Here is a 23,690-nt window from a genome sequence, read left to right on the forward strand (position 1 = left end):
TGATCCCGCCGGCGTCAGGCGCGCGGGTTGCCTGCCTGCATCTCGCGCTCCTGCAGGGCGCGCCACAGGATCTTGCCGGTCGCCGACTTGGGCAGCGCGTCGACCACGTCGACGATGCGCGGCACCTTGTACGCCGCCATGTGCTCGCGGCACCAGGCCATGATCCGCTCCGGGTCGGCCTCCGCCGTGCCGCGCGCCTCCGGGCGCAGCGCCACCACCGCCTTGACGGTTTCGCCGCGGCGCTGGTCGCGCGCCGCGATCACGCAGGCCTCGTGGATCGCCGGGTGGCCGTACAGCATGTTCTCGACCTCGGCCGGCCAGACCTTGTAGCCGGACGCATTGATCATGCGCTTGAGGCGGTCGCGCATGAAGAAGTAGCCCTCCTCGTCCATGAAGCCGAGGTCGCCGGTGCGCAGGAAGCGCTTGCCGTCGAGTTCGATGAAGGTGGCGGCGTTGGCGTCTTCGTTGTGCCAGTAGCCCAGCATCACCTGGCCGCCGTGGACCACGATCTCGCCGGTCTCGCCGTGGGGCAGTTCGCGCAGGGTCTCGGGGTCGACCACGCGCGCGTCCACGCCGAAGGTGGCGATGCCCAGGCATTCGCGCTTGGGCTGGTTGCGCGGGTTCGACAGGATGAAGGCGGCGGTCTCGGTCATGCCGTAGGCCTCGACATAGGGCAGGCCGAAGCGCTGCTGCAGCATGTTGGCCACCGCTTCCGGCATGGCCGCGCCGCCGCCGCCGACGTAGGCCAGGCTGGACAGGTCGCGCGCGTCGATGCCAGGCTGCGAGAAGAAGTCCACCATCATCGCCGGCGGCGCGCCCCACACCGAGACGCGGTAGCGCTCGATCAGGTCCGCGGCCAGCGCCCGGTCCCAGCGCGGCATCAGCACCACTGTCGCGCCCAGGTAGAGCGGCGAGTTCATGCAGTTCTGCATGCCCAGCAGGTGGAACATCGGCGCCACCGCCAGCACCACCGATTCCGGCGAGCCGCCGCGCCAGATCACCGAACCGGCGGCCGCGGTCATCAACGTGCCGTGGGTATGCATGCAGCCCTTGGGATTGCCGGTGGTGCCGGAGGTATAGGCCAGCATGCACAGCGTGTCGTAGCCGGCCTGGTGCGGCAGCGGCCGGTGCCCGGCACCGCTGGCCGTGGCCCAGGCCACCGGCATCGCGCCCGCGGGCGCGGCCTGCGGCGCGGGCGGGGGCTCGCGCAGCCAGGCCGGCACCGGCAGGCCGCCGTCGTCGCGCAGCATGCCGGCGTAGTCGTGCAGGATCACGTGGCGCAGCGCCGGGCCGTGCAGCGGCGCCATGCGCGGGTACAGCTCGCTGCCGGCGAAGGCGGCGACCGCGCCGCTGTCCTGCACCACGTGGGCCAGTTCGGCTTCCAGCCACATCGGGTTGGCGGGCACGACCACGCCTTCGGCGCGCAGGATGGCGTAGTAGGCAATGATGAACTGCGGGCAGTTCTGGCTGAACAGCACCACCCGGTCGCCCGGCTGGATGCCGCAGGCCTGCTGCAGGTAGCCGGCCATGCGCTCGATCTCATCGCGCAGCTCCCCATAGGAGATCGCGGTGCCGAAGTACTGGATCGCGGGCTTGTCCGGATAGCGCTGCGCCGCCACCTCGACGTTGTAGAACAGGCTGGTGCGCGGCGCATGCAGCGTCGCCGGCAGGCCGGGCGGCCAGGCGGGGGAGCGGAACGGCTGGGTGGTGCGTGTGGCAGGCTTCATTGCAGCGATTGGTGGGTCGAATGCGAGTTCAGATGCAGGTCAAACGAAGAAGGCTCAGTCCAGGCGGATATTGCGCGTGCGGATCACCTTGCCCCAGCGCACGTAGTCGGCCTGGATGGTCTGGGCGAACGCGTCGGGCGTGCTGCCGGTCAGGATCACGCCAAGCTCGTTCATGCGCTTGCGCACGTCGGGCTGGGCCAGCACGCGGTTGACGTCGGCGGAAAACTTCTCGACGATCGGGCGCGGCGTGGCGGCCGGCAGCAGCAGGCCGAACCAGCCCATGGCGTCCATGCCCTCGATGCCGGCCTCGCGGAAGGTCGGCACGTCCGGCAGTTGCGGCGCGCGCGCCGGTCCGGTCACCGCCAGCGCGCGCAGCCGGCCGGTGGCGACATGCGGCTTGGCCCCCATCACCGAGATCACCGCCGCCGGCACCTGGCCGCCGAGCAGGTCGTTCAGTTCCGGCGCCTCGCCCTTGTACGAGACATGGAGCATGTCGATCTTGGCGGCGTCGTTGAAGACTTCGCCATACAGGTGGCCGCTGGAGCCCGCGCCAAACGAGCCATAGGAGAACTGCCTGGGCTTGGTGCGCACCAGCGCGATGAAGTCCTTCAGGTTGGTGGCCGGCACGGCGTTGGCATTGACCGCGAACACCAGGTTGGTAGTGCCGAGCTCCGACACGGCGGCGAAGTCCTTTACCGGGTCGTACGGTGCGCGGGCATACAGGCTGGGCGCCTGCACCAGCGGCGTGATCGTCAGCAGCGCGGTATGGCCGTCGGCCTCGGCGCGGGCGACCACTTCGGCGCCCAGCATGCCGCTGGCGCCCGGGCGGTTCTCCACCACCACCGGGCGCTTCCACTGCTTGCCCAGGCCCTCGGCCAGCGCGCGCGCCAGCACGTCGGTGGCGCCGCCGGCCGGGAACGGCACCACCATGCGCACGGTGCGCGCCGGGAATTCCTGCGCGTGCGCCAGGCCGGCGCCGAGCATGCCGGCGGCCAACCCGCTCCACACCAGCAATCCGGCGCCCAGGCGGCCGAGGGTACGGCGACGCGGACTACGCTCCCCACTACGACGATCTGCCTGCATGTGCTGTCTCCTTGGTTTTTTTCGGTGGGCGGGAACGGGCCGTTTTGCCCTGCGGATTCCGCCCTGGCCGGTGGGCCGGCCTTGTAGAGGTACTTGCCGGAGAGTGCGCGATGCTGCGGTGCCCGGACAATGACCAGACGCGCCAAAATGATTGGCCGAATCGCTCAGGCGGAAGGCAGGCTTTGGCAAATCCCGATTGTGCGGCGCCGCGCGGGCTTGCTAAGGTGGCGGCAAGATGTGGCCAGAGGCCCGGCCCCGCCGGAGAGCGCCGGAGAGCGCCGGAACCGGCCGGCACCGGCGCGTCGCCGTGACGAGGAGACCCATGCAAACAGCCGTTCTGCCATCGCTGCGCCCGCCGCTGCCGGGCAATCAGCACATTTCCGGCCACGCCTTGCCGGGCGCGCGCCAGCGCGATGCCGGCAGCCGGGCGGCCCCGGGCGCGACGGCTGAATTGGCCGCGCCCGCTCCGGCACGGCACACCATCGCCATCCAGCACGTAACGCACATCCTGCAGGGGGCGCGCCGGCTCGGCCTCGACATCGATGCCCTGCTGCGGCGCGCGGACATCTCGCCGGCGCTGCTGGCCTCGCCCACTGCGCGCGTGACGCAGGGCCAGTATGCGGCGCTGATCCGCACGCTGCGCCGGGTCATGCGCGACGAACTGTGGGGATTGCTGGACCGGCCCGTGCCCCCCGGCGTGTTCGCGCAGGTGTGCCGCAGCCTGATCCATTGCGCCACGCTCGAGGACGCCATCCGCACCGGGCTGCGCCTGTACCGGCAGCACATCGACGCCTTCGCGCCGCGCCTGCATGTCGGCGCCGACGGCAGCACCGCGGCAGTGGTGCTGCACCCGCGCGCGCCCGCCTCGGCCTGCCGCAGCTTTGCCGAATCGACCTTCGTATTCCATGCCTATGCGCTGGTCAGCTGGCTGGTCGCCGGGCAGATCCCGCTCGCGCGCGTCGACCTGAGCGCCGCGGCGTCGCCGGGCCGCACCGATACCGAGCGCGTGTTCAAGGCTGCGGTCAGCTACGGCCAGCCCGTTACCGCCCTGCATTTCGACGCCGCCTCGCTGCGCCTGCCGGTGATGCAGGACGCCGCCAGCCTGCGCGACTTCCTGCGCGAGACCCCGCGCAACCTGCTGATCCGCTACCGCGACAACAGCTGCCTGGCCGAACGCATCCGCCAGCACCTGCGCTCGCACCTGGACGACGAACTGCCGTCGCTGGAGCAGATGGCGCAACTGCTGCGGCTCACGCCGCAGACGCTGCGCCGCCGCCTGCGCGACGAAGGCCGCGGCTACCAGAGCATCAAGGACAGCCTGCGGCGCGACGTGGCCATCGGCATGATGGAGCGCCCCGGCATGACGCTGCAGGACGTGGCGCTGCGGCTGGGCTTTTCCGAGCCCAGCACCTTCCACCGCGCCTTCAAGAAATGGACCGGCGTGGCGCCGGGGGAATACCGGATGCGGGGCATGCGGGCGGAAGGCGTGCCGGCGGCATAGCCGCTGCGGGCAGCGTGCTTATTCCAGCCGGATCTCGCCGTCGAAGCGCGCCTGCAGCTTCACCGCCGCCAGCTCCAGGGTCACCGACACCGGCAGGTGTTCGCTGCCGACCAGCGTGCCGTCGGCCACGGCCCGGGCGATGGCCTGCTCGATCTCGCGCTGGGAATTCACGCCGACCACCTTCAGGAACTTGCGGATGCTGAGGTTGAAGGTTTCTTCGTCCATGGCTGTCTCCGGAAAGGAAGCGGCATGCGGCCGCTACCCGGACAGCCTACGCCAGGGACGGAATCCGTGCAGCGGCGCTTGGCCGGTTCATCGCGGAATTCCGGGAGTGGTGTGGGTGCAGGGGATTGATGCGGTTGAATGCGTGGAGGCGCCGGCCCTCTCCCCCGGCCCCTCTCCCGCAAGCGGGAGAGGAGAGCAAACCAGCGGGAGAGAACAGCCTTTGGGCTGGCCCAATCGCCCTTAAATTACGCCCTGCTCGCGCATCAGCGCAATGCGCTCCGCCGACAGCCCCAACACCGTCTGCAGCACCTGCTCGGTATGCTGCCCCAGCCGCGGCGGCGGCGCGTCGTATTGCACCGGGGTGGCCGACAGCCGCAGCGGGCTCTTGACGGTGGGGCACAGGCTGCCGTCGTCGCGCACCAGGTCGAGCTGCAGTTCGCGATGCCGCACCTGCGGGTCTTCCAGCACCTGGCCGTAGTCGTTGATCGGACCGCACGGGATGCCCTGCGCTTCCAGCGCCTGCACCCAGTGCGCGGTCGGGCGCGTGCGCATGTGCGCCTCGAGCAGCGGCACCAGCGTGTCGCGATGGATGATGCGGCCGGGGCCGGTGGCGAAGCGCTCGTCGGCGGCGAGGTCGGGACGCTCGACTCCGCGGCAGTACGCCTGCCACTGCCCGTCGTTGCCGGCCGCGACGATCATGTAGCCGTCGGCGGTGGCGAACACATGGTAGGGCACCATGTTGGCGTGCGCATTGCCGTAGCGCGGCATCGCCTGGCCGGTCACGCGCTGCGCGATGATGGGGGTGGCGCCGACCGCCACCACCGCGTCGAGCAGCGCCATGTCGATATGCTGGCCCTCGCCGGTGCGTTCGGCATGGCGCAGCGCGGCCAGCACCGCCACGGTGGCGTACATGCCGGTCAGCATGTCGACCACCGCCACGCCCACCTTCTGCGGCCCGCCGCCGGGCAGGTCGTCGCGCTCGCCGGTGACGCTCATCAGGCCGCCCAGGCCCTGGAAGATGAAGTCATAGCCCGGCTTGTGCGCGCTCGGCCCGGTCTGGCCATAGCCTGTGATCGAGCAGTAGACCAGCGCCGGGTTGACGGCCTTCAGGCTGTCGTAGTCCAGCCCGTAGCGCTTGAGGTCGCCGACCTTGTAGTTCTCCAGCACGATCTGCGACTTCGCGGCCAGCTCGCGCACGATCTGCTGCCCCTGCGCGCTGGCGATATCCAGCGTGACCGACTGCTTGCCGCGGTTGGCGCCGGCAAAGTAGGTGGCGTCGCGCGACGGCTGCCCGTCCGCGCCGGGCAGCCACGGCGGCCCCCACGAACGGGTATCGTCGCCGGCGCCGGGGCGCTCCACCTTGATCACCTCGGCGCCCAGGTCCGCCAGGTTCTGCGCGCACCACGGGCCGGCCAGGATGCGCGACAGGTCCAGCACGCGCACGCCGGCCAGCGCGCCGCGCGCCGGCGCTTGGCCGCCGGCCATCAGATCGGGTCCCAGCTGATCACGTCGGGCGAGCGCTCCAGCTTGAAGAAGCTGTTGCGCATCGCCGGCATGGCGATCTCGCCCACCGACTCGGGCGTCCAGCCCTCGCTCATGTGGACCGAGCGCACCGGACGCGGCTGGCTCATCAGGATGATCTCGTTGGCACGCACCGCGAAGATCTGGCCGTTGACCTCGCTCGCCGCCGGGCTGGCCAGGTAGACCGCGACCGGGCCGATCTTGCCGGCTTCCATCTTCTGCAGCTTGGCCACGCGCGCCTTTTCTTCCGGGGTCTCGGCCGGGATCGAGCTGGTCATGCGGCTCCACGCGAACGGCGCGATGCAGTTCGAGCGCACGTTGAAGCGCTGCATGTCCAGCGCGATCGACTTGGACAGCGCGGCGATGCCCAGCTTGGCCGCCGAATAGTTGGCCTGGCCCAGGTTGCCGATCAGGCCCGAGGTGGAGGTCATGTGCACGTAGGCGCCGCTCTCCTGGTCCTTGAAGTAGTTGGCCGCGGCGCGGCTGACGAAGAAGGTGCCGTTCAGGTGCACGTCGATCACCGCGCGCCATTCTTCCTCGTTCATCTTGAAGAACATGCGGTCGCGCAGGTTGCCGGCGTTGTTGACCACGGCGTCGATGCGGCCGAAATTGTCGAGCGCGCATTGCACGATGGCATTGGCGCCGGCCCAGGTCGACACGCTGTCGGTGTTGGCCACGGCTTCGCCGCCGGCGGCGCGGATTTCTTCGACCACGCGTTGCGCGGGGCCGGCGTCGCCGCCCTCGCCCGACATCGATACGCCCAGGTCATTGACCACCACCCTGGCGCCCGCGGCCGCCATGGCCAGCGCGATGCCGCGTCCGATCCCGCCCCCAGCGCCCGTCACCAGCGCGACCTTGCCTGCCATCAAACCGCTCATTGCTTGCTCCTCTGAATACTTTTTTGTGCGGTCACCGACCGCAAACCCGGCGAAACAGCCCCGCGCAGCGGGCAGCGCCCGCCCGTGCGGTCAATCCGGATGTCCATGCCGCAGCGGATACGATAAATTGACGCCCGACCCTTTGGAATTCACGAATCACAAAACTGGCCTTTGGCCTGACAGAAGCCCATGCATTACGACCTGACCGACCTCCGCCTCTTCCTGAATGTCGGCGAGACGGAGAACCTGACCCGTGCCGCCGAGCGCAGCTTTCTGTCGCTGCCCGCCGCCAGCACGCGGATCAAGCAGCTGGAAGAGGCGTTCCAGACACAATTGCTGATCCGGCAGGTCAAGGGCGTGCGGCTCACGCCGGCGGGCGATGCGCTGCTGCGCCATGCGCGCGAGGTCTTCCGCGAGCTCGAATGCCTGCACGCGGACCTGCGGCCGTATGCCAAGGGCGTGAAGGGCCGCGTGCGGCTGCTGGCCAATACCACCGCGACCAATTCGTTCCTCGCCGCCGGGGTCTCGCGCTTCCTCAGCGAGAACCCGGACGTGGACATCGAGCTGGAAGAGCACCTGTCGCAGGAGATCGTGTCGGCGATCAGCGCCGGCGCGGCGGATCTCGGCATCGTCGCCGGCGAGGTCGCGACGCAGGACCTGGACGCGATGCACCTGTGCAGCGACGCGCTGATCGTGATCGCACCCGTCAACCATCCGCTGCCGACGTTCAAGCGGCTGCATTTCGCCGACCTGCTCGATACCTGCCGCTTTGTCGGGCTGAACCAGTTCAGCGCGATCCAGTCCTTCCTCGACCGCATTGCCGCCGGCATGGGCAAGCGCATCAGCCTGCGCATCCAGGTGGGCAGCTTCGATGCGGTCTGCCGCATGGTCGAGGCCGGCGCGGGCATTGCCATCGTTCCCAACAGCTGCGCGCGCCGCTATGCCAGCCGCAAGGTGCTGCGCTTTATCCCGCTGGAAGACGAATGGGCCAAGCGCGAGTTGCGCCTGGTGCGACGGCCCGGGCGCGAACTGCCCCAGTTTGCCGAAACCCTGATCCAGTACCTGGTCGACGCCGCGCGCGAGCCGGTGTAGCGCGGCGCGGGCCCTATCAGCCTGCGCCCGGCCCGCCGTGGACCATCAGCGCCGCGAGCGGACGCAGCGACACCACCATCGTCAGCAGCAGCAGGCCCATGGCGAACACGCCCGGCCAGCTGGTGCGGCCGCGGCGCTCCAGCGAGTCGTTTTCCAATTCGGGCGAGTAGTGGTACGTGCGCAGATGCCGGATGGTGGCCTCGGCATGCCGGCGGTACAGCTCGTTGCCGTACAGCCCCAGCAGCAGCGCCATCGCGTACAGCAACGGCCGGCCCGCCAGCGGCAACTGCAGGCCGAACCAGGCGTGCAGCAGCGGCTCGGCGCCGACGATCAGCGCATAGACCCCCACCTGCCAGTACATGCGCCGGTAAGCCATCCAGAACGGGCCCAGCAGGCAGGCCGCCCAGTTCCACGAGATGCCGCCGTGGGTCGCGGCCACCGACCAGCGCTCGCCGTAGTATGGAAATCGCGGGCCCACGAATGCGGCCAGCGCCGCGTCGTCACGGATCGATGCATGCATGCCAACCTCCCCTCTGCTGCGTCGGCGGCGCCCTGGTTTCGCGGCGCGGCCTGTGCCACAGCATAGGGCGCGCGCGGCCCTGGCTGTGTGCGCCGGCGCGCATTCGGCGCGGGAAAGCCGTCGGAGAGTGGTGGTTCGGCGCGCAAGGGCACAGACCGGCGCACCGGTCCGTGGTGCGGCGACGCTACTTCCAGCGTTGCAGGATCTGCAGGATGACCAGCGTGAATACCGTGGCGATCACCGCCGTGGTGTCGCGCCCGAGCCCCGCCGCCACGCCGATGGCCGCCACCATCCAGATGCTGGCCGCGGTGGTCAGCCCCTTGATATGGGCTTCGTCGTTCTGCTTGAGGATGGCGCCGGCGCCCAGGAAGCCGATGCCGGCGATCAGCCCTTGGAGCACGCGGCTCATATCGGCCAGCGGCACGCCGGCCTGCAGCGGCACCAGCACGAACAGCGCCGAGCCCAGCGCCACCAGCATATGGGTGCGCAGCCCCGCCGCCTTGCCGGAAGACTCGCGCTCATAGCCGATCAGGCCGCCGAGCAGCACCGCCATGCACAGCCGCACCAGGATGCGGGTAGCCTCGGCCGCGTCCGGCACATCGGCAAATTCGGCGCGAAAGGTGCGGAAGATCTCGGTCCAGACAGACTCCATCGCCAACCTCCGGGGACTTGGATGCAGGCCTGAGCGTAGCACGGCACACCTGGGCTACGGCAAGACTTGCGCGGCACATCCACGGGCCGGCCGGAGTGTGCGGGGCCTGTGCGGCGGCGTCCTACACGGCAAGCGGAAGCTACCCGACAGTCCCGCCGGCGCGGCATTTCTATATTGGAATCACCAACCACAGTCCTCCATGGAGTTGCACCATGCCCTATATCCTCGCCTGGCTACTTGGTGTTCCGGCCTTTGTCCTGGTCCTGATCTGGCTCTTCGTCCACTGACGGCAGGCGGTGCCATGGCACCGGCCCACTCTCCACCGGCGCCCCGCGCGCCACCCCTGCACGCCCGGTTCGCCGGGCGTCTTGCATGGTGGCAGCGCCCCGCTGCGACGCTTGCTGCCCACCTAAGCCGCCCCTAAGCCGCTCTTTCGCAAATCCGAATTTCAGCGTGCAGGGGGCTCGGGAATAATGGCCTCCAGTTCCAATCGACCCGGCGACCATGCACGCAGACCAGGATCCCGACCAGCTGTACCCCGAAATCCGCGAGGCGGTGCGCAGCCTGTGCGCGGGTTTCGATTCGGCGTACTGGCAACGGGTGGAAGAGCAGGAAGCCTTTCCCGAGCGCTTTGTCCAGGCGCTGACGCAGGCGGGCTGGCTGTCGGCGCTGATTCCTGAAGCCTATGGCGGCTCGGGGCTATCGCTGACCGCGGCGTCGGTCATCATGGAAGAAATCAACCGCAGCGGCGGCAATTCCGGCGCCTGCCACGGGCAGATGTACGTGATGGGCTGCCTGCTGCGCCACGGCTCCGAAGCACAGAAACAGCGCTGGCTGCCGGCCATCGCCTCGGGCGAGCTGCGCATGCAGTCGATGGCCGTGACCGAGCCCAGCACCGGCACCGACACCACCAAGCTGAAGACCACCGCGGTGCGCCACGGCGACAAGTACCTCGTCAATGGCCAGAAGGTATGGATTTCGCGCGTGCAGCACTCGGACCTGATGCTGCTGCTGGCGCGCACCACGCCGCTGGACCAGGTCAAGCGCAAGTCCGAGGGCCTGTCGGTGTTCGTGGTCGACCTGCGCGATGCCATCGGCAAGGGCCTGACGGTCAAGCCGATCCGCAACATGGTCAACCACGAGACCAACGAGCTGTTCTTCGACAACCTGGAAGTCCCCGCCGCAAACCTGATCGGCGAGGAAGGCCAGGGCCTGACGTACATCCTCGACGGCCTCAACGCCGAGCGCATCCTGATCGCCGCCGAGTGCATCGGCGACGGCTACTGGTTTGTCGAGCGCGCCAGCAACTACGCGCGCGACCGCATCGTGTTCGACCGCCCGATCGGCCAGAACCAGGCCGTGCAATTCCCGATCGCGCGCGCGTACGTCAACGTCGAGGCCGCCAGCCTGATGCGCTACAAGGCGGCACGGCTGTTCGACGCCGGCAGGCCGTGCGGCAAGGAAGCCAATATCGCCAAGCTGCTGGCCGCCGATGCCTCGTGGGAAGCCGCCAACGTGTGCCTGCAGACGCATGGCGGCTTTGGCTTCGCCGCCGAATACGACATCGAGCGCAAGTTCCGCGAGACCCGCCTGTACCAGGTGGCGCCGATCTCGACCAACCTGATCCTGTCCTACGTGGCCGAGCACGTGCTCGAGTTGCCGCGTTCGTTCTGAGAACCCTACATGTCCCACTCCTCCCAAGGCATCCGCCCGCTCGACGGCATCCGCGTGGTCTCGCTCGAGCACGCCGTGGCCGCGCCCTTCGCCACGCGCCAGCTGGCCGACCTGGGCGCGCGCGTGATCAAGGTCGAGCGTCCCGGCGTGGGCGACTTCGCGCGCGGCTATGACCAGTCCGTGCACGGCCAGGCCTCTTACTTCGTCTGGCTCAACCGGGGCAAGGAAAGCCTGGCCCTGGACCTGAAGGACAGCGAAGCGCAGGCCATCCTGCACCGCCTGCTGGCCGACGCCGACGTGCTGGTGCAGAACCTGGCCCCCGGCGCCGCCGCCCGCATGGGGCTGGATTTCGACACCCTGCACGGCAAGTACGAGAAGCTGATCGTCTGCGACATCTCCGGCTACGGCGATTCGGGCCCCTATCGCGACAAGAAGGCCTACGACCTGCTGATCCAGGCCGCCGCCGGCCTGGTGGGCCTGACCGGCGGCCCCAACGAGCCCTCGCGTGCCGGCGTGTCGATCGCCGATATCTCGGCCGGCATGTACGCCTACAGCGGGATCCTGTCGGCGCTGCTGCAGCGCGGCCGCACCGGCAAGGGCCTGCGCGTGCAGGTGACCATGTTCGAAGCCATGGCGGAGTGGATGAACCAGGTGCTCTATTTCGGCCACTACGGCGGCACCACGCCGGCGCGCGTGGGCGCCTCGCACCCGACCATCGCCCCGTATGGCGTGCATCGCACCAGCAATGGCAGCGTGATCTTCAGCGTGCAGAACGAACGCGAGTTCGCCAATTTCTGCGAGATCGTGCTCGGCGACCGCGCGCTGGCGCAGGACGAGCGCTATGCCAGCAATACCGCGCGCGTGCGCCACCGCGCCGAACTGACCGCGCTGATCGAAGCCCGCTTCGCCTCGCTGACGGTGGCGCAGGCCGAGGCGCTGCTGGACCAGGCGCAGATCGCCAATGCGCCGATGAACGACATCGACGCCGTCTGGAACCATCCGCAACTGCAGGCGCGCCAGCGCTGGCGCGAAGTCAACACGCCGAACGGCCCGATCGGCGCGCTGCTGCCGCCGGCCAACTTGTCGGGCGTGGAACCCGTCATGGGCGACGTGCCGGCGCTGGGCGCGCACAGCCGCAGCATCCTGGCCGAACTGGGCTACGGCGCGGGCGACATCGACGCCCTGGCGGCCAAGCGCACCATCTGAATCCGATACCAGCGTCCGCGCACACCGGGCGCTTTTCTCTTTCCGCAAGCACTGTTCACTCTCCGGAGCCGGCATGAGCCAAGCCGCAGACACCACTTACCCGACCCGCCAGCTTTGCGAATTCCTGGCCAACCTCAAGCTGTCCGACGTGCCCGCGCCCGTGATCGAGCGCACCAAGGACCTGTTTCTCGATTGGATCGCCTCGGCCATCGCCGGCAAGGACGCCCCGGCCGTGCGCAAGCTGCAGGAATTCGCCGCGGCCATGGGCCCGTCCGACGGCGGCGCCGAAGTGCTGGTCGACCGCCGCCGCACCTCGCCCTACTTTGCCGCGCTGATCAACGGCGCTTCGTCGCACGTGGTCGAGCAGGACGACGTGCACAACGGCTCGGTGCTGCATCCGGCCGCGGTGGTGTTCCCCGCCGTGGTCGCCGCCGCGCAGGCCGAGGGCAAGACCGGCGCCGAGGTACTGCTGGCCTCGATCGCGGGCTATGAAGCCGGCATCCGCATCGGCGAGTTCATGGGCCGCTCGCACTACCGCGTGTTCCACACCACCGGCACCGTCGGCACGCTGGCCGCCGCCGCGGCCGTGGCCAAGTTGTTCGGCCTCGATGCCGAAGGCATCAACCAGGCGCTGGGCTCGGCCGGCACGCAGGCCGCCGGCCTGTGGGAATTCCTGCGCGACGCCGCCGACTCCAAGCAGCTGCACACCGCCAAGGCGGCCGCCGACGGCCTGCAGTCGGCGTGGCTGGCGCGCGCCGGCTTTACCGGCGCGAAGCAGATCCTCGAGGGCGCCCAGGGCATGGCCGCCGGCATGTCGAGCGATGCCAACCCCGCCTGCCTGACCGATGGCCTGGGCACGCGCTGGGCCACCGCCGAGACCTCGTTCAAGTTCTTCGCCTCGTGCCGCCACACGCACCCCGCCGCCGATGCGCTGAAGGCGCTGATGCAGCGCGAAGGCGTTGCCGCCGACCAGATCGCCAGCGTCACCACGCACGTGCACCAGGGCGCCATCGACGTGCTCGGCCCCGTGGTCAATCCCGCCACCATCCACCAGGCCAAGTTCTCGATGGGCACGGTGCTTGGGCTGGTGGCCGTGCATGGCCACGCCGGCCTGGGCGAGTTCGAGCAGCATGCGCTGCAGGACCCCGGGGTGGCCGCGTTCCGTGGCAAAGTCGAGATGGAACTGGACGCCGAGATCAATGCCGCCTACCCGCGCCAGTGGATCGGCCGCGTGACCGCCAGGACCACCGACGGCCGCACGCTGGCCGCGCGCGTCGACGTGCCCAAGGGCGATCCCGACAACACCCTGTCGCGCCCGGAACTGGAGGCCAAGGCGCTGCAGCTGGGCGCGTTCCGCCAGGGCGCGAGCGAGGCCGAGATGCGCGCCATCATCGCGCGCGTGTGGTCGCTGGAGCAGGCGCCCAACGTCAACGACTGGCTGCCGGCCGCGCGCTGAGGAGTCGCCATGTCCACCGCTGTGACCTACCTGTTCGTGCCGGGCGACCGGCCCGAACGCTTCGACAAGGCCGCTGCCGCCGGCCCTGACGTGATGATCCTCGACCTCGAGGATGCGGTCCATCCGGACGCCAAGCCCGCAGCGCGCGAGGCCATCGCCGCATGGCTGACCGCCAAGCCCGGCGCCAAGGCCTTCGTGCGCATCAACGACAGCGCCTCGCCCGCCTTTGCCGCGGACCTGGCCTGGCTGCGCGCCATGCCTGCCGGCACGGCGCTGGCCGGGCTGCTGGTGCCCAAGGCCGAGGATGCCGCCGCGCTGAATACCATCGCGCAGGCCCTGCGGGCGATCAATCCGCAAGGCGAGCTGGTCGCCATCATCGAGACCGCACTCGGCCTGCACCAGGTCGATGCCGTGGCATCGGCCGGCGGCGTGGCGCGGCTGGCGTTCGGCTCGCTCGACTATGCCGTCGACCTGGGCTGCAGCCATAGCCGCGATGCGCTGGCGTTCGCGCGCGCGCGCATCGTGCTGGCCTCGCGCGTGGCCGGGCTGCCGCCGCCGGTCGACGGCGTCACCACCGCGCTCAAGGACGAAGCCGTGCTCGCCAGCGACGTCGCCTACGCGCGCGAACTCGGCTTTGCCGGCAAGCTGTGCATCCATCCGGCGCAGCTGGGCGCGGTGCGCGCCGGCTTCCTGCCCAGCGCAGAACAGCTGGACTGGGCCCGGCGCGTGCTCGACGCTACCGCCAGCGGCAGCCATGCCGTGCAGGTCGACGGCAAGATGGTCGACCGGCCCGTGATCGAGCAGGCCAAGCGCCTGCTGGCGCTGGCGCAATAGGCCGCCAATCGACAACCCTTACGCATGACAAGGCTCAATGCCATGACTGACGCCACCTCCGAACTCGAACGCCTGCGCGGTTGGATCGGCCGCAGCGAATCGCGCACCGAAACGCTGTCGCCGGAACCGGTCGCCGGCCTCGCCGCCACCTTCGACCTCGATCCCGAAGCCATCGCCGCGGGCCCGCTGCCGCCGCTGTGGCACTGGCTCTACTTCCTGCCGCGCGCCCCGCAACACGAACTGGGCCGCGACGGCCACCCCACGCTCGGTGGCTTCATGCCCCCGGTGCCGCTGCCGCGCCGCATGTGGGCCGGCAGCGAGCTCAGCTTCAGCCATCCGCTGCATATCGGCGACACCGTCACGCGTACCTCCACCATCGCCGACGTGCAGTACAAGACCGGCCGCAGCGGCGAACTGTGGTTCGTCGCCGTCGACCATGAACTGACCGTCAACGGCAAGACCGCCGTCAACGAGCGCCACGACATCGTCTACCGCGCCATGCCGGACCCGTCCAAGCCGCAGCCGCCGCGCCCGCGCCTGGAACACACAGCGCAATGGCAGCGCACGCTGCAGGCGGACCCCGTCATGCTGTTCCGCTATTCGGCACTGACCTTCAACGGCCACCGCATTCACTATGACCGCAGCTATACCCGCGATGTAGAGGGCTATCCCGGGCTGGTGGTGCATGGGCCGATGCAGGCTATGCTGATGCTGGACCTGGTGGCGCGTGAGCAGCCCCAGGCGCGCGTGAAGCGCTTTGGGTTTCGGGGGCTGGCGCCGCTGTTTGATCAGGACACCATCATCGTTGGTGGCGCGGCCGATCCTGAGCAGCCGGGGCGGCTGGTGCTGTGGACGGGGGATGATGCTGGCGGGCAGGCGATGCAGGGGTGGGCGGAGGTGGAAAGTTAATGGCCTGAAGCCTTATCCGCTTCGCCGGTTTGCTCCCCTCGCCCGCTTGCGGGAGAGGGGCAGGGGGTGAGGGAAGGCGGTGGCATACTGCAGGCCATACTTCGTCAGACACGCCCGCCCTCACCCCAACCCTCTCCCGCACGCGGGAGAGGGAGCGAACAATCGGTCGGCCAAGTCCAGCGGTGCCCACAATCGACACCAGTGGCGCCTGCCACCTCAATGAACAGCGACCGCCCACGATGGGTTACTCGACCATCGCGTCCTCAATTCCCTCCGAGACGTCTTCTACCCTGTCGGCCAGCAATCCAAGAGAAGCTCGGCACAGCCCTCGCAAGGCATCCAACGTAGCCCCCTGCAAGGCTACGCCTCCCTCTTCCTGTGCATCGCATTCGCTGTGGGTCACCAACGTCAGCACGCATGCAGTCCCTCGCGCAACCGCATCGGCCTGGTCTAACAGATTCAACAACAAGAGTTGCCGGGGAACAGGCAGCGCGTCCTTGCGCGCTGCACGGCGGGTTTCGGGACTAAACCGGGAGAGGGAATCATCAAGTCGAGGCGGGATAAAGGCGTCGGATTCGATGTTGGACTGATACATTGCTGACCTCCGTATCGTAGATGTGGAGGCCCGCCGCTCATTCTCACCTGAGGTGGCGGGCCAGACAACGGGGGTGAGAAAACCGGACGATACAGCCGGCCCAGCCGAAGCTAGCCCCGCCCGGCCCGCCGTAAAGTGAAGGCGCACACAAGCGTAACGGACTTGAAAATTGCCGCTTGCGCGCCAGTCCGCTGTATCGTGAACCGGGTTCTCACACCCGACTCCTGTTGATCAGGAGCCAGGCCAGTCTAGAGAACCCCGTCGTTCACAATCAAGGAGCAGATTGTGAAGGATGGATACGTCAGGTCAATCGCAGAAGTTGCCAAAGTTCTGAGGTGGGACAAGCCGCGCTTTGGCGAAGGCACGCGTCATGGTTGACAGGCGTTGCCTCGATGGCTGGCGAGTCCCGGAAGGCGCGTGGATAATTTCGACGCGTGGCTTCGTGGATGCGCCGGCCCTCACCCCCGCCCCTCTCCCGCAAGCGGGAGAGGGGAGCAAACCGGCAGCGGCAAGCAATCTCTCAGCCGTTTCATTTGCCTCCGGCTTTCAAACTCCCGCGTGCGCACTCCCTCTCCCGCTTGCGGGAGAGGGTTGGGGTGAGGGCGGGAGTATCAACGAAGCGAAGGCTATCGCTTTTGCCACCGCTTTCAGCGGCAGCAGCGCTACGAAATGCGACCAGCTCAATTGTCGTGACAGCGTCGCGACAATTGGCTCTTGCGGAAACGCGGTGGCGAATTGCACCATTTTGCGCAGGTTCCATGCACCTCTCCGAAAACAAAAAAGCCGGCGTTTTCGCCGGCCCTTCCGCAACATCCACAAGCATTCAATCCGCCTGAATCCCCGCCTTCTTCACCACCCCACCCCACAACGCCAGCTCCCGCTGAATCCTGTCCCCCAGCGCCTTCGGCGTACTGATATTCACGTCATACCCCCCAGCACTCATCCGCTGCCGGAAAGCAGCATCCTCCCCCACCGCCTTCTGCGCCTTGACCAGCCTGTCGACCACATCGGCCGGCAGCTTCTGCGGTCCCACCAGCGCATACCAGCCGGTCAGGTCATAGTCCTTCTGCCCCGACTCGATCATGGTCGGCACGTTCGGCAATGCCGGGTTGCGCGTCTTGGAGGTGACCGCCAGCGCGCGCACCTTGCCGCCGTTGATATGGCCGATGGCCGTGCCGGTGATATCGAACATGAAGGTGACCTTGCCGCTCATCACGTCGGCCATCGCCGGCGCATTGCCCTTGTACGGCACGTGCAGCATCTTCACGTTGTTCATCTGCGCCAGCAGTTCCGCCGACAGGTGGTTCGACGCCCCCACGCCCGCCGAGCCGAACGACACGCCTTCAGGATTCTTGCGCGCGTAAGCGACCAGCTCGCCCACGTTCTTCGCCGGGAAATCCTTGTTCACCAGCAGCACGTTGGTGTAGTCGGTGATCAGCCCGATGTAGGTGAAGTCCTTGACCGGATTGAAGTTGACCGAGTGCTGGATCAACGGCGTCATGGTCATGGTGGGGCTGGCGACGAAGTACAGCGTGTAGCCGTCCGGCGCCGCCTTAGCGGTCATGTCGGCGGCGATGGCGCCGCTGGCGCCGGCGCGGTTGTCCACCACCACCGGCTGCTTCAGCACGCGGCCGAGCTGCTCGGCGTAGATGCGCGCGGCGGTGTCGACCGGGCCGCCGGGCGCGTAGCCCACCAGCAGCTTGACCGGGCGCGACGGATAAGCGTCGGCGGCCCAGGCCGCGCCTTGCAGCAGCAGCGTGGCAGTCAGCGCGGCCAGCGTCTTCCATGTTTTCATTTATGTTCTCCTCCAGGGATGGCTGTAGTGCCCGGGGCCCCGTGCCCCGGGGGCTTTAGTCGAGCATGGCGCGCAGCGGCTGCTTGAGCAGCTTGCCGCTCGCCGTGGTCGGAATCACGTCGACGGTGCGGACTTCGGCGGGCCGCTTGTACGGGGCCAGGCTCTCGCGCAGGTAGGTGTCCAGCGCCTTGCGGTCAAGCTCGGCGCCTTCCTGCAGTTCGATAAAGGCCACTACCTCTTCGTTGCCGTCGCCCGTGGTGCGCCCCACCACCGCGGACTGGCGCACGCCGGCAAAGGCATTGATCACCGACTCCACTTCGATCGGATACACGTTGAAGCCGGAACGGATGATCAGGTCCTTGGAGCGGCCCGATATGAACAGCGCGCCGTCGGCGTCGAGATAGCCGAGGTCGCCGGTATTGAGCCAGCCGCCGGGCAGCAGCGCCTCGGCGGTCTGTTCGGGATTGCGGTAGTAGCCCAGCATCACGCCCGGGCCGCGCACGCGGATCTGGCCGCGTTCGCCCGCGGGCAGCGGCTTGCCTTCGGCATCGGTGATGGCGATCTGCACGCCTTCGACGATATAGCCGGCCGAGCAATCGGCGCGCGGCGCGTCCATGCGCGTGATGAAGAGCGAGCCGGCGTATTCGGTAATGCCGTAGCCGTGGTGCAGCGGCTGGCCGAACAGCGTTTCGACGTCGCGCTTGAGCGTGGGATCGAGCGGCGCGCCGCCAGTGTAGAGGTAGCGCAGGCGCGGATAGGCGCCGGGCTTCACGCCCAGCGCGGGCGCCACCGCCATGATGCGCGTGAACATGGTCGGCACGCCCTGCAGGATGGTGACGCCGGGCGCGGCCAGGGCCTCGAACACTTCATTGGCGTCGAAGCGTGGGCGCAGGAACAGGCCGGCGCCGGCGTACAGCGTGGCCATCAGCACCGTGGCGATGCCGAAGATATGCGACATCGGCAGCGCGCCGTAGGCCACGTCGGCCGGGCCCATGTCGCGCGAGGTGGCCGAGATGCGCGCGAACTGCGTCAGCCCGGCGTGCGGCACCATCACGCCCTTGGGAGCCCCGGTGGTGCCGGAGGTATAGATCAGCGTGGCGACGCGGCGGGCCAGTTCGGCGGGCTCGCGCTGCGGCGCGCTGTGCGCCCGCGCGACGCGCATGCCGTCGTGATAGACCGCGCAGCCGGTGGCTTGTGCGCCCAGACGCTCGCCATGCGCCGCGGCAACGTCGGAAACATGGCCGGTGAACAGCACCAGCGCCGGCCGCGCGTGGTCGCGGATATTGTCGATCTCGCGCGCGGACAGGCGCGCGTTGACGTTGATCGGCCACGCGTGCAGCCGGCTGCAGGCGAACAGCGTCACCACCATCTCGTTGCAGTTCTCGCCGACCACCATGACGCGGTCGCCCTCGCCCACACCCTGCGCCGCCAGCCAGTCACGGGCGGCTTCGATGCGGCGCCACAACTCGCCATAGCTGATGACGGCACCGTTCTCGTACAGGCATGGCGCCTGCGGTGTCTGCGTGGCCCAATGGGCGGGGATCTCGTGGATGAATCGGGGGCGGAAGGAAGACATGGTGCTGGTGGATCTCTCGAATGCAGGCTGAGTCGGATATGCGGCGGAATGCACCCGGCCACATGAAACTGGCTGCATCAGTTTGCGGCAAGCCCCGCGCCTCAGCCATTTGGAATTCACTAAGGTCGTGTTCGTCCCGGCCAGGGTCCGTCCGGCGCGCGCCATGACGGGCGCTGACGCGCATGTGGTTCCGCCTCCGCGAAGGACGCCTTTAGTATTGATAAAGCAACGAATCACGGGCCGCCCATACAATCGGCCGGCACAGCAAGGGTTTTCGCCATGGCGCGCTGCACAACCACGCGGCACTACCGGTTTGCGCGCCTGCGCCGCGAAGCCCGCGTACCACAGGGGACATTCAGATGGATTTGCGTTTCACCGCCGAGGAACAGGCCTTCCGCGAGGAAGTCCGCGCTTTCGTGCAGGCCAGGCTGCCGGAAGACATCCGCAACAAGGTGCTCAACCACCAGCGCGTGGAGAAGGACGACTACGTCCGCTGGCACCGCATCCTGCAGGCGCAGGGCTGGGGCGCCCCCACCTGGCCGAAGCAATGGGGCGGCACCGGCTGGACCGCGCTGCAGCGGCTGATCTTCGAGATCGAGACCTTCCGCGCCGGCGCGCCGCGGCTGCTGCCGTTCGGGCTGACCATGATCGGCCCGGTGCTGATGAAGTACGCCAGCCCCGCGATGCAGCAGCGTTTCCTGCCGCGCATCCCGGGCGTGGAAGACTTCTGGTGCCAGGGCTATTCCGAGCCGGGCTCGGGCTCCGACCTGGCCTCGCTGAAGACCCGCGCGGTGCGCAAGGGCGACAAGTACATCGTCAACGGCCAGAAGACCTGGACCACGATGGCCCACTTTGCCGACTGGATCTTCTGCCTGGTGCGCACCGATCCCGAGGCCAAGGCGCAGGAAGGCATTTCGATGCTGCTGATCGACATGAAGTCGCCCGGCGTGACGGTGCGTCCGATCACCACGCTCGACGGCGGCCACGACGTCAACGAGACCTGGTTCGAAGACGTGGAAGTGCCGGTCGAGAACCTGGTCGGCGAAGAGAACCGCGCCTGGACCTACGCCAAGTACCTGCTCGGCCATGAGCGCACCGGCATCGCCGGCATCGGCCATTGCCACCGCGAGCTGCGCCAGCTCAAGCACTACGCCGCCCAGACCACCGACGGCGCCGGCCGCCCGCTGATCGAAGACGTGCGCATGCGCGACAAGATCGCCCGCGTCGAGATGGACATCATGGCGCTGGAAATGCTGCTGCTGCGCGTCGCCACGCAGGCCGCCGGCACGCCGGGGCCGGAAGCGTCGATCGTCAAGATCCGCGGCTCGGAGGTGCAGCAGGACCTCGCCATGCTGATGATGGAAGTGGCCGGCCCCAACGCGTGGCCGTACTCGCCGGACTGGCTCGAGCCCGGCGCGACGCAGCCGGTATCGGGCCCCGCGTGGGCCGCACCGGCCGCCTCCACCTACTACGACATGCGCAAGACCTCGATCTACGGCGGCGCGACCGAAGTGCAGAAGAACATCATCTCCAAGATGATCCTGGGTTTCTGAAGGGATAGCTGACATGGACTTCACCTACAGCGAAGAGCAACAGATGCTGGCGGACAGCCTGCGCCGCTTCATCGATACCGAATACACCTTCGAGGCCCGCCGCAAGAGCGCGCGCCAGGGCGAAAGCCTGGACCGCGGCGTGTGGAGCAAGCTGGCCGAGATGGGCGTGCTGGGCCTGACCGTGCCGGCCGACTTCGGCGGCTTCGGCGAAGGCCCCGCCAGCCAGCTGGTGGTGCAGCGCGAGCTGGGCCGCGGCCTGGTGCTGGAGCCGGTCACGCCCAGCGGCGTGATGGCCGCCGCGATCCTGTCGGCCCACGGCAGCGACACGCAAAAGCAGGAATGGCTGCCGGCGATCGCGTCGGGCGAGCGCATCGTCACGCTGGCCTACCTGGAGCCGACCACGCGCTACCGCCCGGAATCGGCCCGCGCCAGCGCCGAGCGCAGCGGCGACGGCTACGTGATCAGCGGCACCAAGAGCGTGGTCTGGCACGGCGCCGCCGCCGACGCCTACCTGCTGACCGCGCGCGTATCGGGCAGCAACGAGATCGCGCTGTTCCTGGTGCCGCGCGACAGCAAGGGCCTGACGGTGACCGCCTACCCGACCATCGACGGCCTGCGCGCCGCCGACCTGTCGCTGCAGAACGTCACCGTGCCGGCCAGCGCGCTGGTGGGCCAGCCCGCCGACGGCCTGGCGGCGCTCGGCGTCGGCCTGGAGCACGGCATCGCCGCGCTGTGCGCCGAGGGCGCGGGCGCAATGGAAAAGCTGATCCAGATCACCGGCGAATACCTCGGCACGCGCCAGCAGTTCGGCAAGCCGCTGGCCAGCTTCCAGGCGCTGCAGCACCGCATGGCCGACATGCTGGTGCAGAAGGAGCTGGCGCTGTCGATGGCCTACGTCGCCGCGCAGGCGCTGGATGAAACGGATCCCGCCGCGCGCCGGCGCATGCTGTCCGCCGCCAAGGTGACGGTGGCCCGCGCCGGCCGCTTCGTCGGCCAGCAAGCGGTGCAGCTGCACGGCGGCATGGGCATGACCGACGAGCTGTCGGTGGGTGACTACTTCAAGCGCCTGACCATGCTCGACCAGCTGCTGGGCGACAGCGACTACCATCTGCAGCGCTTCGGCGAAGTGATGGAAGCCTGAACCGCTGCGGCGTCATTGGCATCGAACCTTCCAACTCCCGATTGCGTGCTCCCTCTCCCGCTTGCGGGAGAGGGTTGGGGTGAGGGCTGGAGCGTCATACGAAGTGCAGGCTGTCGCTATTGCCACCGTCCACCCTCACCCCCGGCCCCTCTCCCGCAAGCGGGAGAGGGGAGCAACCCAACTGTCAGGCACTCCGAAAGCCGGGCACTGAACTGCACCCCAAAAGTTGGACACCAACTTTTGGGGTGTTTTCATGTATAGGTACACCGAGCAGTTCAGACTGTCGGTCATCAAGGAATATCTGCGCGGGCAGGTAGGAGCTGGTGCGCTTGCCAAGCGCCATGGAATAGACGACGGGACGGTGCGACGCTGGGTGGCAGCCTATCGGCTGCACGGTGAAGCCAGCCTGAGGCGCAGGTACAAGACCTACAGCGCCGAGTTCAAGCTCTCGGTGCTTGAGCGGATGCGCCGCCAAGGCTTGTCGCATCGGGAAGTGGCGGCACTGTACGACATTCGCAATATCGGCGCCATTGGTGTGTGGGAACGCCAGTATGATGCTGGGGGTTTAGAAGCTCTGACGCCTCGGCCTAAGGGGCGGCGGCCCAGCAAGATGCCACAACGGACTCCCAAGACAAAGCCATCGCGGTCTTCAGACGACCGTACGCGCACACGCGAGGAACTCCTTGAAGAGTTGAACTACCTGCGCATGGAGAACGCGTACCTAAAAAAGCTCGAAGCCTTGGTTCAAGCGAGCAAGACATCTGCGCAACCCAAAAGGCGCAAATAGTGCTTGAGCTGAGGCAGCAGTACCCATTGTCCGGTTTGCTGAGGGTGGCGGGGCTGGCGCGCAGCACCTTCTACTACCAGCAGGCAGTGCTCCAGGCGCAGGACAAGTATGCGGAGCTGAAAACGCGCATTCGCGAACTCTTCGCCCGACACATGGGTCGTTATGGCTACCGCCGCATCACAGCGGCGATCCGGCAAACCGGTACGGTCGTCAACCACAAGACGGTTCAGCGGCTCATGCACGAGATGGGATTGAAGTCGTTGGTCCGGCCGAAGAAATACCGATCCTACAAGGGCATGGTGGGTCGTGTCGCGCCCAACGTTCTGCAACGGCGATTCCACGCCAAACGCGCGAATCGGAAGTGGGTAACCGACGTGACCGAGTTCAACGTGGCCGGCGAGAAGCTCTACCTTTCCCCGGTGCTGGACCTGTACAACGGCGAGATCATCGCCTACGAGACTGCCCGCAGGCCCGCCTTTGAGATGGTGAGGAATATGCTGAAGAAGGCGTTCCGCCGCCTCGGCCCGAAGGATCGACCCGTACTGCATTCCGATCAGGGCTGGCAGTATCAGATGCCGGCCTATCAGCGAATGCTCAAAAAGCGCAGCGTCCGTCCCAGCATGTCGCGCAAGGGCAATTGTCTGGACAACGCCGCCATGGAAAGCTTCTTCGGCACCCTGAAGTCCGAATTCTTCTACCTGAACAAATTCGCCAGCGTCGAGAAACTACAGCAAGGCCTGGCCCAATACATTCACTACTACAATCACGACCGCATCAAACTCAAACTAAAAGGGCTGAGTCCCGTGAAGTACAGGACTCAGCCCTCTCAAGCCTAGCCAATCACTGTCCAACTTTTTGGGGTCAGTTCACACCTGCCCGGCCTTTTTCTTCCCCCACTCCACGCTAGGGGAAATCCACTAGTCCGTTCCAACGATTCCCGCTCGCGCCGCCCTCTCTACCCTGTG

The 23,690-nt window shown here is 67.9% G+C and carries 20 protein-coding genes and 1 pseudogene; 10 read left to right on the forward strand and 11 right to left on the reverse strand.

Annotated elements, in window-relative coordinates:
* Positions 1-14 precede the first annotated feature (14 nt).
* Positions 15-1,727, reverse strand: coding sequence for a long-chain fatty acid--CoA ligase (locus LIN44_RS20975; protein ID WP_227316163.1), 1,713 nt, complete (start codon positions 1,725-1,727; stop codon positions 15-17).
* Positions 1,728-1,781: 54 nt separating this feature from the next.
* The gene (locus tag LIN44_RS20980; protein WP_227316164.1) at positions 1,782-2,810 is read right to left on the reverse strand and encodes a tripartite tricarboxylate transporter substrate binding protein; all 1,029 of its coding nucleotides are present in this window, start codon (positions 2,808-2,810) and stop codon (positions 1,782-1,784) included.
* A 322-nt stretch (positions 2,811-3,132) separates the two neighbouring features.
* Here LIN44_RS20980 and LIN44_RS20985 point away from each other — a divergent pair, with 322 nt between their 5' ends.
* Positions 3,133-4,311: an AraC family transcriptional regulator gene (locus tag LIN44_RS20985; RefSeq protein ID WP_227316165.1), complete on the forward strand. Its 1,179-nt coding sequence runs from the start codon at positions 3,133-3,135 to the stop codon at positions 4,309-4,311.
* An 18-nt stretch (positions 4,312-4,329) separates the two neighbouring features.
* Here LIN44_RS20985 and LIN44_RS20990 read toward each other — a convergent pair whose 3' ends face one another.
* The 3 genes from LIN44_RS20990 to LIN44_RS21000 form a co-directional block, all read right to left on the reverse strand.
* A complete protein-coding gene (locus tag LIN44_RS20990) occupies positions 4,330-4,536 on the reverse strand; it encodes a DUF6494 family protein (protein WP_227316166.1) in 207 nt (68 codons plus the stop codon).
* A gap of 240 nt (positions 4,537-4,776) precedes the next feature.
* Positions 4,777-6,021, reverse strand: a complete 1,245-nt coding sequence (locus LIN44_RS20995) for a CaiB/BaiF CoA-transferase family protein (protein WP_227316167.1) — start codon at positions 6,019-6,021, stop codon at positions 4,777-4,779.
* Positions 6,021-6,935 carry an SDR family NAD(P)-dependent oxidoreductase gene (locus LIN44_RS21000; protein ID WP_171517072.1) on the reverse strand — a complete coding sequence of 305 codons (915 nt, stop codon included), beginning with the start codon at positions 6,933-6,935 and terminating at the stop codon, positions 6,021-6,023. The genes LIN44_RS20995 and LIN44_RS21000 overlap by 1 nt, the downstream gene beginning before the upstream one ends.
* Before the next feature lie 189 nt (positions 6,936-7,124).
* On the opposite strand from LIN44_RS21000, the gene LIN44_RS21005 reads away from it, so the two are divergent.
* The gene (locus LIN44_RS21005; RefSeq protein ID WP_227316168.1) at positions 7,125-8,027 is read left to right on the forward strand and encodes a LysR substrate-binding domain-containing protein; all 903 of its coding nucleotides are present in this window, start codon (positions 7,125-7,127) and stop codon (positions 8,025-8,027) included.
* 16 nt (positions 8,028-8,043) lie between these two features.
* On the opposite strand, the gene LIN44_RS21010 is transcribed toward LIN44_RS21005, so the two are convergent.
* On the reverse strand, positions 8,044-8,547 hold the full coding sequence (locus LIN44_RS21010; protein WP_227316169.1) for a DUF2628 domain-containing protein: 504 nt from the start codon (positions 8,545-8,547) through the stop codon (positions 8,044-8,046).
* A 184-nt stretch (positions 8,548-8,731) separates the two neighbouring features.
* Positions 8,732-9,199: an MgtC/SapB family protein gene (locus LIN44_RS21015; protein ID WP_018009026.1), complete on the reverse strand. Its 468-nt coding sequence runs from the start codon at positions 9,197-9,199 to the stop codon at positions 8,732-8,734.
* A gap of 504 nt (positions 9,200-9,703) precedes the next feature.
* On the opposite strand from LIN44_RS21015, the gene LIN44_RS21020 reads away from it, so the two are divergent.
* The 5 genes from LIN44_RS21020 to LIN44_RS21040 all read left to right on the forward strand — a co-directional run bounded on the left by LIN44_RS21020 (position 9,704) and on the right by LIN44_RS21040 (position 15,278).
* Positions 9,704-10,873, forward strand: a complete 1,170-nt coding sequence (locus LIN44_RS21020; protein WP_227316170.1) for an acyl-CoA dehydrogenase family protein — start codon at positions 9,704-9,706, stop codon at positions 10,871-10,873.
* 9 nt (positions 10,874-10,882) lie between these two features.
* Complete coding sequence (locus LIN44_RS21025) at positions 10,883-12,079, forward strand: CaiB/BaiF CoA-transferase family protein (RefSeq protein WP_227316171.1); 1,197 nt, start codon at positions 10,883-10,885, stop codon at positions 12,077-12,079.
* A gap of 73 nt (positions 12,080-12,152) precedes the next feature.
* Positions 12,153-13,535: an MmgE/PrpD family protein gene (locus LIN44_RS21030; RefSeq protein WP_227316172.1), complete on the forward strand. Its 1,383-nt coding sequence runs from the start codon at positions 12,153-12,155 to the stop codon at positions 13,533-13,535.
* Positions 13,536-13,544: 9 nt separating this feature from the next.
* On the forward strand, positions 13,545-14,369 hold the full coding sequence (locus LIN44_RS21035) for a CoA ester lyase (RefSeq protein ID WP_227316173.1): 825 nt from the start codon (positions 13,545-13,547) through the stop codon (positions 14,367-14,369).
* Positions 14,370-14,411: 42 nt separating this feature from the next.
* Entirely contained in the window at positions 14,412-15,278 is an 867-nt protein-coding gene (locus tag LIN44_RS21040) for a MaoC family dehydratase N-terminal domain-containing protein (protein WP_227316174.1), read from the forward strand.
* 244 nt (positions 15,279-15,522) lie between these two features.
* Here the strand turns inward: LIN44_RS21040 and LIN44_RS21045 are convergent, their stop codons facing one another.
* The 4 genes and pseudogenes from LIN44_RS21045 to LIN44_RS21060 form a co-directional block, all read right to left on the reverse strand.
* Positions 15,523-15,873 (reverse strand): hypothetical protein, encoded by a 351-nt coding sequence (locus LIN44_RS21045; RefSeq protein WP_227316175.1) that lies wholly within the window; start codon positions 15,871-15,873, stop codon positions 15,523-15,525.
* A gap of 645 nt (positions 15,874-16,518) precedes the next feature.
* Positions 16,519-16,629 (reverse strand): annotated as a pseudogene (locus LIN44_RS21050) (DUF1016 N-terminal domain-containing protein); the annotation flags it as partial.
* Positions 16,630-16,696: 67 nt separating this feature from the next.
* Positions 16,697-17,668, reverse strand: coding sequence for a tripartite tricarboxylate transporter substrate binding protein (locus tag LIN44_RS21055; protein ID WP_227316176.1), 972 nt, complete (start codon positions 17,666-17,668; stop codon positions 16,697-16,699).
* A 55-nt stretch (positions 17,669-17,723) separates the two neighbouring features.
* On the reverse strand, positions 17,724-19,244 hold the full coding sequence (locus LIN44_RS21060; RefSeq protein WP_227316177.1) for a class I adenylate-forming enzyme family protein: 1,521 nt from the start codon (positions 19,242-19,244) through the stop codon (positions 17,724-17,726).
* Between the two features lie 359 nt (positions 19,245-19,603).
* On the opposite strand from LIN44_RS21060, the gene LIN44_RS21065 reads away from it, so the two are divergent.
* The 3 genes from LIN44_RS21065 to LIN44_RS21075 all read left to right on the forward strand — a co-directional run bounded on the left by LIN44_RS21065 (position 19,604) and on the right by LIN44_RS21075 (position 23,561).
* On the forward strand, positions 19,604-20,797 hold the full coding sequence (locus LIN44_RS21065) for an acyl-CoA dehydrogenase family protein (RefSeq protein WP_227316178.1): 1,194 nt from the start codon (positions 19,604-19,606) through the stop codon (positions 20,795-20,797).
* A 13-nt stretch (positions 20,798-20,810) separates the two neighbouring features.
* On the forward strand, positions 20,811-21,938 hold the full coding sequence (locus LIN44_RS21070; RefSeq protein WP_227316179.1) for an acyl-CoA dehydrogenase family protein: 1,128 nt from the start codon (positions 20,811-20,813) through the stop codon (positions 21,936-21,938).
* A gap of 253 nt (positions 21,939-22,191) precedes the next feature.
* Positions 22,192-23,561 (forward strand): IS3 family transposase gene (locus LIN44_RS21075; RefSeq protein WP_227314337.1). Its coding sequence is split into 2 segments (ribosomal slippage): positions 22,192-22,675 and positions 22,675-23,561, totalling 1,371 coding nucleotides; the frame shifts between segments, so codons are not numbered across the junction.
* The last annotated feature ends 129 nt before the right edge of the window (positions 23,562-23,690 follow it).

Source organism: Cupriavidus sp. MP-37 (assembly GCF_020618415.1).
Classification (GTDB): Bacteria; Pseudomonadota; Gammaproteobacteria; order Burkholderiales; family Burkholderiaceae; genus Cupriavidus.